Source organism: Staphylococcus petrasii, from assembly GCF_002902565.1.
Taxonomy (GTDB): domain Bacteria; phylum Bacillota; class Bacilli; order Staphylococcales; family Staphylococcaceae; genus Staphylococcus; species Staphylococcus petrasii.
Genome location: NZ_PPRC01000032.1, coordinates 32300 through 45014 on the forward strand (window position 1 = coordinate 32300; position 12715 = coordinate 45014).

Below are 12715 nucleotides of genomic sequence, written 5' to 3' on the forward strand. Positions count from 1 at the left end.
TGCTCTCTTTGCTACCATTCAAACTTACTCTTCCCATAAATATATTTAATTACTTATTTATAGTATAATGGAAAGCCTAATAAGTCAATCTCTTGGAGGTATATTTATGAACGAATGTGCGTTCGGCACGAAGGATCCTATTTATCTTGATTACCATGACCACGTTTGGGGACAGCCACTATATGATAGTAAAGCGCTGTTCAAATTATTGGCGTTAGAGTCTCAACATGCTGGCTTGTCTTGGTTAACGATTTTAAAGAAAAAGGCCTCCTATGAAGAAGCTTTTTATAATTTTGAACCAAAAAAAGTAGCACGTATGACGGACGAGGATATTGATAAATTAATGGAATTTCCTAACATAGTGCATAATCGTAAAAAATTAGAAGCTATCGTATCTCAAGCAAAAGGCTATTTTGAAATCGAAAAAGACTATAGTAGTTTTAGCGATTACTTATGGTCATATGTGGATCATCAACCAATCGACTTACATTATCAACACGCATCTGACAGAATTACTGTTGATGAGCGTGCTACACAATTATCTAAAGACTTAAAGAAATATGGTTTTAAATTTTTAGGTCCAGTGACTGTTTTTTCATTTTTAGAAGCAGCTGGATTATATGACGCACACTTAGAAAGTTGCCCTTATAAGCCTAAACATAAATAAAAAAATAGCGAATGCTCGTAAAATCGAGTGTTCGCTATTTTTTTAAATTCTTTTTCATGAAAAATCCAATTATCGGAGCGACGAAAAATAATATAAAGAAAATCCTAAATATATGGAAACTTGAAATCATCGCTACATCTGCACCTGTGGCTATAGCAACTAGTACAATTTGACTCATTCCTCCAGGCGCGCCCCCTAGAAATAACTCATTCATTGAATTATGAGTGAATAAATGTACGATAAATACCATTACAAATGCGCTAAGAATTAAAAGGACATTTTGATAAATTATCGCTATGGCAAGACGCCCTTTCAAATCTCCTAATAATTTAGCAATTTGGAGTCCAATTCTAATCATATATATCAACTGTGCTGATGCAAGAATGCCATTGTCTAGCGTGAATGTAGCATGTGTAGTTAAATTCCAAACTACTAAGACAGCTATTGGCGCTAATAATTGTTTAGTTGGAAAATGGATCTTCGCCATTATAAAGTACACAATGCCAATTGTAATAGCTAAAAATAGAATTTGCGAAATATTTAAAGTTTCAGTTAACGGTGGCGCCTTACTTACAGTTTGATTGTTACCCTGTCCATTACTGAAAAAATATGAGATAAATGGAACTAAGACAACCACAAATATAACGCGAGATGTTTGTGTTAAACTCACCACAAGAATGTTGGCCCTTTTATTTTCCTCGGCCATAATTAGCATTTGACTAAGCGCACCTGGAATAACACTTAATATTGCTGTTTCCGTATTGACTTGAGCTATTTTTTTGAAAAAGTATGCAATTAATAAAGAAAGCAATATCAGTAATATTGTGACAACTACTATCGTTGACCAATCATTTTTTATATCATTGATAACTTTCTTTGTAAAAGTAGAACCTATTTGGACCCCTAGTAAAATTAAACCAATCTGACTAAACCAAAATGGCCATTGTACTCTCAACTTAAACACTTTCACTACTAATATAGCAGCAATAATGGGGCCAAACATGAACGGTAAAAGGATATGAGCAAAATATAAAATTAAACTCATAACGACTGCGGTAACAAATAAAATTAAATTATTACGCCATAATACCCACATTAACGCTCACTTCTTTCATTAAAAAGAAGGTTAAGACTATAGTCTTAACCTTCCATCATTTTATATTAAATTATACAATGCGACTTAATGCAGTATCAAATGCTTGAATTGTTTTTTCAATATCTTCTTTAGTGTGGGCTGTAGATAAGAATGTACCTTCAAATTGTGATGGTGGTAAGAAGATACCTTCTTTAGCCATTTCACGATACATATTGCTAAAGAGTTCTAAGTCACTCTTATTCGCTTCGTCAAAGTTAGTTACTGGGCCTTCATTTAAGAAGTAACCAATCATTGAGCCCGCTCTATTAACTGTAATAGGCACATTATGTTTCGCAAAGACTTCTTTTAAACCTTTTTCTAAAATATCTCCAAGTTCTTGGAAATACTCGTAAGATTCTGGAGTTAATTGACTAAGTGTTTCATATCCACTAGTCATAGCTAAGGGGTTACCTGATAACGTACCAGCTTGATAAATGTTACCTACAGGTGCAATGCTATCCATAATTTCTTTTTTACCACCAAAGGCACCTACTGGTAAGCCACCGCCAATTACTTTTCCTAAACAAGTAATATCAGGTGTTACACCAAAGTAACCTTGCGCACAATTATAGCCTACACGGAAACCAGTCATTACTTCGTCAAAGATAAGTAATGAACCATATTCAGAAGTAATATCTCTAAGTCCTTGTAAGAAACCTTCTAAAGGTGGCACTACGCCCATGTTACCTGCAACAGGTTCTACAATTACACCTGCAATATCGTCGCCATAATTTTCAAAAGCAACTTTAATTGCATCTAAATCATTGTAAGGTACAGTAATTGTGTTTTTGGCAGTACCTTCTGGCACACCTGGAGAGTCAGGTAAACCTAATGTCGCTACGCCAGAACCCGCTTTAATAAGCAATGAGTCACTATGTCCATGATAGCAACCTTCAAATTTAACGATTTTGTTTCTACCTGTGTAACCACGTGCAAGTCTTAACGCAGCTAATGTAGCTTCAGTTCCTGATGACACCATACGTACTTTTTCAATAGATGGTACGCGGTCAATAACTAATTCAGCTAATCGATTCTCTTCAAGTGTAGAAGCACCAAAGCTTGTACCTTTATCTACCGCTTCATGTAACTTCTCAATCACTTGTTTATTTTTGTGTCCTAAGATTAAAGGACCCCAACTTAATACGTAATCGATATATTCATTACCATCGATATCATAGATTCTAGAACCTTCCGCATGATCCATAAAAATCGCTGGTGTATCTACAGATTTAAATGCTCTTACTGGGCTATTCACCCCACCAGGCATTAAATTTTCCGCAATTTTCATTGCTTCTTGTGATTTCTCGTAACCCATATTTAGTCCTCCTTTTCAAAAAATAATTATTTATCTAAATAACGGCAAATATCTTTCGCAAAGTAAGTGATAATCATATCAGCGCCTGCACGTTTCATTGAAACCATTTGTTCCATTACTACGCGTTCTTCGTCAATCCAACCATTGAGTGAAGCGGCTTTAGTCATTGCATATTCACCACTAACATTATATGCAACAACAGGAATATTTGTATTATTTTTAACATCTCTAACGATATCTAGGTAACTTAACGCAGGTTTAACGATCATCATATCTGCGCCCTCTTTCAAGTCACTTTCTAATTCTCTTAAAGCTTCTAAGCGATTGGCAGGATCCATTTGATATGTTTTTCTATCTCCAAATGAAGGGGCAGAATCTGCAGCATCTCTAAATGGACCGAAGAAGCTTGAAGCATATTTAATACCATAACTCATAATAGGAACATTATAATAGCCCGCTTCATCTAAACCTTGACGAATTTCAGTTACGAAGCCATCCATCATGTTACTTGGAGCGATAATATCAGCACCAGCTTCAACTTGTGAAACAGCCGTTTTCACTAATAATGGTAATGATTTATCATTATCAACGTCGTGTGTGTGATCATCAATTAAACCACAGTGACCGTGGTCAGTGTATTCACATAGGCAAGTATCTGCTACGATGAGTAAATCCTCATGTAATGATTTAGCTTTACGAGTTGCTTCTTGAACAATTCCGTTATGATCGTAAGCACCTGAGCCAACTTCATCTTTCTCGTTTGGTACACCAAAGAACATAATAGCTCTAATACCTAAATCGTAGGCTTCGTTAATTTCGTCATCTAAAAGGTTTAGACTAATTTGATATACGCCAGGTAAAGATTTAATTTCACTTTTAACATTGTCTTTTTCTACTACAAAGATAGGGTAAATTAAATCTTCTTTTCTCACATGGTTTTCTCTAACTAAACTACGCATTGACTCTGAAGAGCGTAATCTTCTGTGTCTATCAAATTTCATTATTTATTCCTACTTTCTATAACTTTATTAATAAGTGCTTCTGCCGTCTGTTTATCAGCTATATATGGTTCGATACTATACTCCCTTAATGTATCTGCAGTTTGATGACCGATTGCATAATATTGATTAAAGTCAGACGGAAGTCCTTCATTAAAATAATAACGCACTACCGACGAACTTGAAAACGTAAGTGCTTCAATTTCATTATTATTTATCATATTTATGACATCATGAATATTCTTCTTGTGAGGAATAGGCTTGTATAAGTCAATCTTCACTACATCATTATTGATGGTTAATTGTTGTTGTAATTTAGGACGCGCTTGTGCACTGCTTGGTATCAAGACTTTCTGGCCTTGTATTTTTAAATCATTTAATAAGCCTTCTTGAGAAAAATCTTCTGGTACAAAGTCTACATTAATATTTAAATCACGGCATAGTTGCGCAGTTTTAGTTCCTATTACAGCAATATGTTTAACTTGAAGTTTATCCATATATGGTTGGAATAAACTCACTGCATTTTTTGACGTAAAAATAAGCCAGTCATAGTTATTCTGCAATAGTCGAGCATCAATCTCAAGTGGTTGTATTTGGATAAAAGGCTTATGCACAATTTCCACTAAATCACTTTGTATTTTACTCGTTTGCGTCATTACTATAACTGGTTTCATTTGTTTTTACACCTCTAAATTTTGTATTAATGTTTAAATACATTAACTATTAGTGTGGTTGTTCTTCATTTAGCTTTCTAATAATTTCATATGCACCTTGTTCGATAAGCACATCACTAACTTTTTTACCTAATGCTACTGGATCTGTACCTACTACAGTGTGCTCATATCTCTCTGTGCCATCTGGTGTCATAATTAAGCCAGTGAATTCAATTTCTCCATTTGAATTATTAGTAGCATAACCACCAATAGGCACTTGGCAACTGCCATCCATAGCTGCTAGGAATGTACGTTCAGCTGTAACACAATCTGCCACTTGCTTGTTATGAACTTTTTGTAGTAATTCTAATAACTCTTTATCGTCACTACGACATTCAATACCTAATGCGCCTTGGCCAATTGCAGGTAAAAGAACATCTTTATCAAGATAAGTAGTTACAATGTCATCAGACCAGCCCATACGACGTAAACCTGCAGCAGCTAAAATGATTGCATCATAATCTTCAGTTTCTAATTTATGAAGTCGAGTATCAATATTTCCACGAATCCATTTTATTTTTAAATTAGGATATTTAGATAATATTTGTGCGCCTCGTCTTAATGAACTAGTACCAATTATACTGCCATCAGGTAATTCATTTAAAGGCGTGTGGTTTTTAGAAATATACGCATCAAAAGGCACTTCTCTATCGGGGATACAACCTAATGTAAGGCCTTCTGGAATAATACTTGGAACATCTTTTAAGGAATGAATTGCCATATCAATGTCTTTATTAAACAACTCATGTTGAATTTCTTTAACGAAAAGACCTTTACCCCCAACTTTTGATAGTTGTTTATCTACAATTCGGTCCCCTTTAGTGACAATTTCCTTTATTTCTATATCTAAAGTCGGATCCACTTCTTTAAGTTTATCAATAAATTGTTGACTTTGCGTTAAAGCAAGTTTGCTTCTTCGCGAACCTACAACTAATTTGCGCATACGTGCTGCCTCCTATTGCTTTTCAAAAATTAAGTGAAATGAGCTGTAAAAAATAAATTAATCATACATAAGCAAAATAACACAATATTAAAGTAAATTAAATGAATTGATTTGAGCCACTGATTAAGTCGGATAATAATAAAAATACTATAAAGGATTGTTATGATCGTAGATAGAATCACTTTAGGGTCTGTAAAGATGCTTTCTCCTACTGCATAAAAGCCCCATTGTGCTCCTAATATAATACTAAAAATTAAAATTATTAGACCACCTAATGATGAATAAAACACAATCTTTTCTAAAGTAGCTACGCTTCCAATTCTAAAATACTTCTGGTCAAATTTTTTCTCTCTTAGATTACGATATTGGATGATATATAACAATGCATTAACAAATGCTAAGGCAAAAAATGCATAACTAAGGACAGCTAAACCAATATGAATTAAGAGTAACTCATTAATTATTGTAACTCTTTGGCCATTCGTAGAATAATGTTCTGGTTGGAAAGTATTCATCATTAATAGGACGAATCCTATCACGTTTAAAAAGAATACGGAAAAGCTTAATACTTTCACAACATTTAATATTAACGAAATAGATATAATAATCCATGCCAAAAAGAAAAATACATCAAAAAGAGAGTTGAGTGGTATGTGACTATGGGAAGTCATATAAATAGACAAAGAGATTGTTTGTAATATCCAAACAATCCCTAGTGTGTATATACCTAACTCTCTTATTTTATAGCTTTTTCTAACGAAATCTATAAAGTAACAAAGAATACTTATTAAATATATGACTAATATAATTTCATGAAATCTAATAAACAGGGTTTCTTGCATATTATCACCATATTAATATGCTTATTCAAAACTTAAGATATGTCGGACTGAAAGCTCCTTTTCTCTTTCTGCTTTACGCGCTTTAACTTGTTCGTAAGGATTTTCAGCTTCAATATCAAAGATATTTTGAAATAGCTCTAATTTTTCATTGCTTTTCTTATCATTACTTAATTCTTTAGCCTGTTTAATTGGATCTTTTAGCATTTGGTTAATAATACTTTTAGTGTGCTTAGAAATAACGGTGCGTTCTCTATCTGATAAATTAGGAAGCTTTCTATCAATACTTTCCATTGTTTCAGTTTGGATTGTCATAGCTTTTTCACGTAATGCTCTGATAACTGGCACTACGCCTAACATGTTAACCCAGTCATTATGATTTTGAATTTCATTAGGTATTTGATCTGCAATCATTTCTGCAGCCATTTGACGCTCACGTAAGTTGGCATCAACTAATCCTTTCAAATCATCTACATCATAACTAAACACATTATCACTAAAGTTAATACCCGGCTCAATATCTCTAGGTACCGCAATATCAATTAACAATAATGATGTAGCTTTTCTAAGCGCTACCGCTTCTTCCATCATGCTTTTTGTAATAATAAAATCTGGTGAACTAGTTGAACTAATCACAATATCAGCAGAAGCCAATAAAGTAGGTAAAGAATTAAGTGTATCATATTTAACATTATGTTTTTGTGCTAACAATCTTGCATTTTCTTCAGTTCTATTAACGACAGTAATGTTCGAAATACCTGAACCTAATAAGTTAAGTAGTGATAATTCACTCATTTCCCCTGCACCAATAATGACAGCTTGTTTACTTTTAAGTTTACCGAATACCTTTTTAGCTAATTCAACAGCTGCATAAGAAACACTCACTGCATTATCTGCAATATCAGTTTCACTATGCGCTTTTTTAGCGAAAGTAATTGCTTGTTTAAATAAATGATTAAAAATAGTTCCAGTTGTATTTGTTTCTTGAGCTAAGAAGAATGCGTCTCTCATTTGTCCAAGAATTTGAGTTTCACCTAATACAATTGAATCTAAGCCAGAAGTGACACGCAATAAATGTTCTACTGCTTCGTCCCCCACTTTAACTTCTGACATTGCTTTTATATCATCTACTTCAAATCCAAATGAACGTGCTAAAAATCTTTGAATATAGTAACGTCCAGTATGAATTTGGTCTACAACAGCATATACTTCTGTACGATTACATGTAGATAAAATGACGTTTTCTAAAATAGATTTAGTTTCAAATAAATCTTCATGGGCTAATCGTAAGGCATCATTTCTAAAAGCAACTTGCTCTCTAAGTGCTACATCGGCTGTACGATGATTTATACTTAAAGCAATAAAATGCATTTATAACGCCCTCCATATACTAACAATACCATTAGTATAACATATATACCTTTGATTTTAAGTTGATTGCTCAAATAAATTAGAAAGATTCTAATTTAAAGTCATATTTTTGTCATTAATTGACATACTTTTATAATATTGGAATATTTAACTTTAGTAGTAATTATAATTATTATAAATAAGAAGCAATTAAATCCCAAATTTGTTGTTGTTTTGTATTTTGAATTGATGAATAACTAATAATTGTATCTTCAGGATCTAAGTCTAATTTTTCTTTTATGTTTTTAATATGCTTTTGTACTTTACCTTTAGCTATTTTATCTTCTTTCGTACAGATCACTAATGTAGGAATTTCAAAGTGCTTTAGATAATCATACATTAACACATCATCTTCTGTAGGATTATGGCGCAAGTCAACAAGTTGTATAACTAATTTTAAGCTTTCTCTCTTAGTTAAATATTCTTCAATCATTTTTCCAAACTTTTCTCGTTGAGACTTACTTACTTTCGCATAACCATATCCAGGTACATCTACAAAGATTAATTGATCATCAATATTAAAGAAGTTAAGTGTTTGTGTCTTACCTGGCTGTTGTGATGTACGAGCCATATTTTTTCTACCAATCATACTATTAATAAATGAAGATTTACCTACATTTGAACGACCACTTAATGCCACTTCGGCTAAGCCAGTTTCTGGATATTGTGCTTCCTGAACTGCACTGATAATTAAATCTATATTATTAGGATTAATATTCATATGTTATCCTCTCTCTTTAAAGTTTATTATAACTGTTTTATTATAATATATTTTGCCCTAAACCTAAAAGACTATATGATTTCTCAACCGTCTTCTTTTAGGCTAAAAAAGAAAAAACCCAAATCTCAAAGAGCGATTTGGGTTTAAATTATGATTATATATTAAGCAGATGTTTTACTATCGTTTAATAAATTACCTTCTGAATCATATAATTCCGGTTCAATTTCATCTTGAATCGTTTTAGCAGTAATAACTACTTTAGCCACATCATCAGATGAAGGTACATCATACATAATGTCGATTAAAGCTTCTTCAATGATTGAACGTAAACCACGAGCACCAGTTTTACGTTCAATTGCTTTTTCACTTACAGCTGCTAAAGCATCTTCAGTGAATTCTAACTCAACATTATCAAGTTCAAGCATTTTAGTATATTGTTTAACTAATGCATTTTTCGGTTGAGTTAAAATATTTTTTAATGCTTCAACATCTAAAGTTTCTAAATTAGCAACAATTGGAACACGACCAATAAATTCAGGAATTAAACCATATGATTGTAAATCCTCTGGACGAATTTGTTCAAGTAAAGCTTCTTCATCGTATTTATCAGCTTCATTGCTGGCAAATCCAATAATTTTTTCACCTAAACGACGTTTGATTACTTCGTCAATACCATCAAATGCGCCACCTAAGATAAATAAGATATTTGTTGTATCAATTTGGATAAGTTCTTGGTTAGGGTGTTTACGTCCACCTTGTGGAGGCACACTAGCAGTTGTACCTTCTAAAATTTTAAGCAAGGCTTGTTGTACACCTTCACCTGAAACGTCACGTGTAATTGATGTGTTTTCAGATTTACGTGCGATTTTATCAATCTCATCGACGTAAATAATACCTTTTTCAGCTTTATCAATATCAAAATCAGCAGCTTGGATTAAACGTAATAAAATGTTTTCAACATCGTCACCTACATAACCAGCTTCTGTAAGACTTGTAGCATCAGCAATTGCGAATGGCACATTTAATGTTTTAGCAAGTGTTTGTGCTAGTAATGTTTTACCACTACCTGTAGGGCCGATTAAAGCGATGTTACTTTTTTGTAATTCAACATCATCTTCATTTGGTCCTAGTTGTTGAATACGTTTGTAATGATTATATACTGCTACAGCTAAAGACTTTTTGGCTTTCTCTTGACCAATAACATATTCGTTAAGGTGGTCCATAATTTCTTTAGGTGTAGGTAATTCAGTAAATTCTTCAGAACTAGATTGTGCTAATTCTTCTTCTACTATTTCAGAACATAATTCAATACATTCATTACAGATATATACACCACTACCTGCAACTAATTTTTTAACTTGATCTTGGTCCTTACCACAAAAAGAACATTTTAAATTTTCTTCATCTTCATTGAATTTAAACATTCATTTACACCTCTATTCTTAAACGACTATACTAGATAGCATTCTACAATGCAAATTTATGGTAAACAACTATAATGCTTAAAATATAGAGTAGCAGATACATATATTGATGCACCTGCTACTTAAATTTTAATATATTAATTTAGAAAATTAATTATTTATCTTCTTTAGTTGTTTCAACGTATTTAGCATTGTCTCTTAATAAGTCGATAACTTTTTGAATACGTACGTCATTTTTAATGATGTCTGTATTACCTAAAGTATTTTTAATATCTTCAACTGAAATGTTGAATTGTTTGCTCATTTTTTCTAACTCTTTATCGATGTCTTCATCAGTAGCTTCGATATTTTCTTTATCAGCGATTGCAGATAAAGTTAAGTTAGTTTTAATACGTTGCTCAGCGTCGTCTTTCATTTGTTCTCTTAATTGAGATTCATCTTGACCTGAGATTTGGAAGTAAGTTTGTAAATCTAAACCTTGTTGTTGAATTCTTTGACCGAATTCTTGAACCATACGGTCTAATTCAGTATCAATCATAGCTTGTGGAATGTCGATTGTTGTGTTTTCAGTTGCTTTGTTGATAGCTTCTTCTTTTTCAACATTTTCAGCTTCTGTAGCTTTTTGTTCAGATAAACGTTTACGTAAGTTTTCTTTATATTCATCAACTGAGTTAGCTTCTGAATCTAATTCATTAGCAACTTCGTCGTCTAATTCTGGAACATCTTTATATTTAATTTCGTTTACTTTAGTTTTGAAAGTAGCTTCTTTACCAGCTAATTCTTCAGCATGGTATTCTTCTGGGAAAGTAACAACTACGTCTTTTTCTTCGCCAGTTTTTAGTCCTACTAATTGATCTTCGAAGCCAGGGATGAATGCGCCTGAACCGATTTCTAAGTCGTAACCATCAGCTTGGCCACCTTCAAATTGTTCACCGTCAACATAACCATCGAAGTCAATGTTAACTGTATCGCCGTTTTCAACAGCGCCGTCTTCTTTAACTACCATATCAGCTAAGTGACCTAAACTATGGTCAATTGCTTCTTGTAAGTCTTCATCTGTTAATTCAGAATCTTGTTTTTCAATTTCTAAACCTTTGTAATCACCTAATTGAACTTCAGGTTCAACTGTTACAGTAGCTTCAAATTCGAAGTCTTTACCTTTTTCGATTTGAGTCACATTGATTTCTGGTTGTGCTACTGGATTAATTCCAGTTTCATCGATAGCTTCACCATAAGCTTCTGGTAAAAGAATATCTACTGCATCTTGATATAATGCTTCAACGCCGAAACGTTGTTCAAAAATTGGACGAGGCACTTTACCTTTACGGAAACCAGGCACGTTAATTTGTTTAACTACTTTTTTAAATGCTTGATCTAATGCTTTGTCTACTTTTTCTGCTGGAACTGTAACTTTTAATAATCCTTCGTTACCTTCCTTTTTTTCCCAAGTTGCTGTCATGTATAATACCTCCATGATTACATTTTTATTTTTTCAACTTCCCTATTATATCACACGTCCAATACGGACACAAACATTGTTTTATAGGGCTTTTCTCACTCTTATTTAAGAAAATCAATAACCTTACTTTAACGAAGATTGGATATAAATTAAACTAATTTGCTCAATTTTGACCATCTAAAATATAAATAAATTGTAATACCTCTGAATTAGCCTCATTTGTTTCCAAACCTATCATAGATTTAAAATAATCTTCATATGTTTTTACCCACTCTAGTTCACTATATAACTCAAAAATATTTAAAGGATAAAGTAATATAGAATGATTATTCATGATATGATGTGCTTCATTAGAAATATTGAGGGCACCTTCACTAAGTAATTCAGTCACTTTAGGTATAACATTATTCTTCATCTCAGTATGTTCAAGACCTTTTAATTCTGAAGGTTTGATCCTAATAGAATAACCATATTTATTTATCGAAATTAATTCTTCATATCCAGCAAATCGTAAATACTCTAACATTATACTTTTTAAATTATTAGCTTTCACTTCATTTGTAAGTAAAAAAGCTACAGTTTCTTTAAATTCATAATGACCATTATCAATTAATTTCATTATCAATTTGATTTGTTCATTTAAATTTAAAGTATTGAATTGAGACAATAATTGACTCGTTAAATGTTTATCTTCATTTAATTGTGATTGGGCATATTCTTTGATAGGAAATAAAGCCATTCTTGTTTTATGATCTTTTACTTCATCGATGATTTGATTGATAACTTCAATAGCTTCATAGTATTGTCCTAAGCCATTTAACGCTTTGATATAATAAATCATCAGTTCATCATAATAAGGTAAACCTTTTTTCAATAGAACTATGGCCTCTTCGCGCAGTTCTAAAAATGAATTAAGTTGATACAACATATCACATTTAATTAAAGATAATTTGTCATCTAATTCATATTGCGCTTCGTAATCCTCGAACAACTGATATAACTTATCGTAATTTTGGCGATTATCCGTCTCGATTATATCGTTATATAGTTTATTTTGTGCTTTCGGAAAAGGGATAATATCTGACACAATT

12 protein-coding genes and 1 other annotated feature (1 of these 13 only partly in view) are annotated in these 12715 nt (G+C 32.5%); of the genes, 1 reads left to right on the top strand and 11 read right to left on the bottom strand.

From position 1 onward, the window contains the following. Window positions 1–45, bottom strand: a binding site (T-box leader) (it extends 184 nt beyond the left edge of the window). Window positions 46–106: 61 nt separating this feature from the next. Continuing rightward, on the top strand, window positions 107–667 hold the full coding sequence (locus CD127_RS06570) for a DNA-3-methyladenine glycosylase I (protein ID WP_103366183.1): 561 nt from the start codon (window positions 107–109) through the stop codon (window positions 665–667). A gap of 34 nt (window positions 668–701) precedes the next feature. Here CD127_RS06570 and CD127_RS06575 read toward each other — a convergent pair whose 3' ends face one another. The 11 genes from CD127_RS06575 to CD127_RS06625 form a co-directional block, all read right to left on the bottom strand. Continuing rightward, the gene (locus CD127_RS06575; RefSeq protein ID WP_103366184.1) at window positions 702–1763 is read right to left on the bottom strand and encodes an AbrB family transcriptional regulator; all 1062 of its coding nucleotides are present in this window, start codon (window positions 1761–1763) and stop codon (window positions 702–704) included. 70 nt (window positions 1764–1833) lie between these two features. Continuing rightward, complete coding sequence (gene hemL / locus CD127_RS06580; protein ID WP_103298248.1) at window positions 1834–3117, bottom strand: glutamate-1-semialdehyde 2,1-aminomutase; 1284 nt, start codon at window positions 3115–3117, stop codon at window positions 1834–1836. 26 nt (window positions 3118–3143) lie between these two features. Next, a complete protein-coding gene (gene hemB / locus CD127_RS06585; protein WP_103366185.1) occupies window positions 3144–4118 on the bottom strand; it encodes a porphobilinogen synthase in 975 nt (324 codons plus the stop codon). Then, window positions 4118–4789, bottom strand: a complete 672-nt coding sequence (locus tag CD127_RS06590; protein ID WP_103366186.1) for a uroporphyrinogen-III synthase — start codon at window positions 4787–4789, stop codon at window positions 4118–4120. Before CD127_RS06590 ends, hemB begins: the two co-directional genes overlap by 1 nt. A 49-nt stretch (window positions 4790–4838) precedes the next feature. Continuing rightward, window positions 4839–5771, bottom strand: coding sequence for a hydroxymethylbilane synthase (hemC, locus tag CD127_RS06595; RefSeq protein WP_103298245.1), 933 nt, complete (start codon window positions 5769–5771; stop codon window positions 4839–4841). 29 nt (window positions 5772–5800) lie between these two features. Then, the gene (gene ccsA / locus CD127_RS06600; RefSeq protein ID WP_103366187.1) at window positions 5801–6613 is read right to left on the bottom strand and encodes a cytochrome c biogenesis protein; all 813 of its coding nucleotides are present in this window, start codon (window positions 6611–6613) and stop codon (window positions 5801–5803) included. Between the two features lie 21 nt (window positions 6614–6634). After that, window positions 6635–7981: a glutamyl-tRNA reductase gene (hemA, locus tag CD127_RS06605; RefSeq protein WP_103366188.1), complete on the bottom strand. Its 1347-nt coding sequence runs from the start codon at window positions 7979–7981 to the stop codon at window positions 6635–6637. Between the two features lie 172 nt (window positions 7982–8153). Then, complete coding sequence (yihA, locus tag CD127_RS06610; RefSeq protein WP_103329347.1) at window positions 8154–8741, bottom strand: ribosome biogenesis GTP-binding protein YihA/YsxC; 588 nt, start codon at window positions 8739–8741, stop codon at window positions 8154–8156. A 161-nt stretch (window positions 8742–8902) separates the two neighbouring features. Next, on the bottom strand, window positions 8903–10165 hold the full coding sequence (clpX, locus tag CD127_RS06615) for an ATP-dependent Clp protease ATP-binding subunit ClpX (protein ID WP_103298703.1): 1263 nt from the start codon (window positions 10163–10165) through the stop codon (window positions 8903–8905). Window positions 10166–10319: 154 nt separating this feature from the next. Then, window positions 10320–11624 carry a trigger factor gene (tig, locus tag CD127_RS06620; protein ID WP_103298704.1) on the bottom strand — a complete coding sequence of 435 codons (1305 nt, stop codon included), beginning with the start codon at window positions 11622–11624 and terminating at the stop codon, window positions 10320–10322. A 163-nt stretch (window positions 11625–11787) separates the two neighbouring features. Continuing rightward, window positions 11788–12711 carry a hypothetical protein gene (locus tag CD127_RS06625; RefSeq protein ID WP_103366189.1) on the bottom strand — a complete coding sequence of 308 codons (924 nt, stop codon included), beginning with the start codon at window positions 12709–12711 and terminating at the stop codon, window positions 11788–11790. Window positions 12712–12715: the final 4 nt, after the last annotated feature.

Excerpts from the sequence above, each read along its gene's own strand:
- CD127_RS06570 (WP_103366183.1), top strand. The coding sequence starts at position 107 with ATGAACGAATGTGCGTTCGGCACGAAGGATCCTATTTATCTTGATTAC.
- CD127_RS06575 (WP_103366184.1), bottom strand. The coding sequence starts at position 1,763 with ATGTGGGTATTATGGCGTAATAATTTAATTTTATTTGTTACCGCAGTC.
- hemL (WP_103298248.1), bottom strand. The coding sequence starts at position 3,117 with ATGGGTTACGAGAAATCACAAGAAGCAATGAAAATTGCGGAAAATTTA.
- hemB (WP_103366185.1), bottom strand. The coding sequence starts at position 4,118 with ATGAAATTTGATAGACACAGAAGATTACGCTCTTCAGAGTCAATGCGT.
- CD127_RS06590 (WP_103366186.1), bottom strand. The coding sequence starts at position 4,789 with ATGAAACCAGTTATAGTAATGACGCAAACGAGTAAAATACAAAGTGAT.
- hemC (WP_103298245.1), bottom strand. The coding sequence starts at position 5,771 with ATGCGCAAATTAGTTGTAGGTTCGCGAAGAAGCAAACTTGCTTTAACG.
- ccsA (WP_103366187.1), bottom strand. The coding sequence starts at position 6,613 with ATGCAAGAAACCCTGTTTATTAGATTTCATGAAATTATATTAGTCATA.
- hemA (WP_103366188.1), bottom strand. The coding sequence starts at position 7,981 with ATGCATTTTATTGCTTTAAGTATAAATCATCGTACAGCCGATGTAGCA.
- yihA (WP_103329347.1), bottom strand. The coding sequence starts at position 8,741 with ATGAATATTAATCCTAATAATATAGATTTAATTATCAGTGCAGTTCAG.
- clpX (WP_103298703.1), bottom strand. The coding sequence starts at position 10,165 with ATGTTTAAATTCAATGAAGATGAAGAAAATTTAAAATGTTCTTTTTGT.
- tig (WP_103298704.1), bottom strand. The coding sequence starts at position 11,624 with ATGACAGCAACTTGGGAAAAAAAGGAAGGTAACGAAGGATTATTAAAA.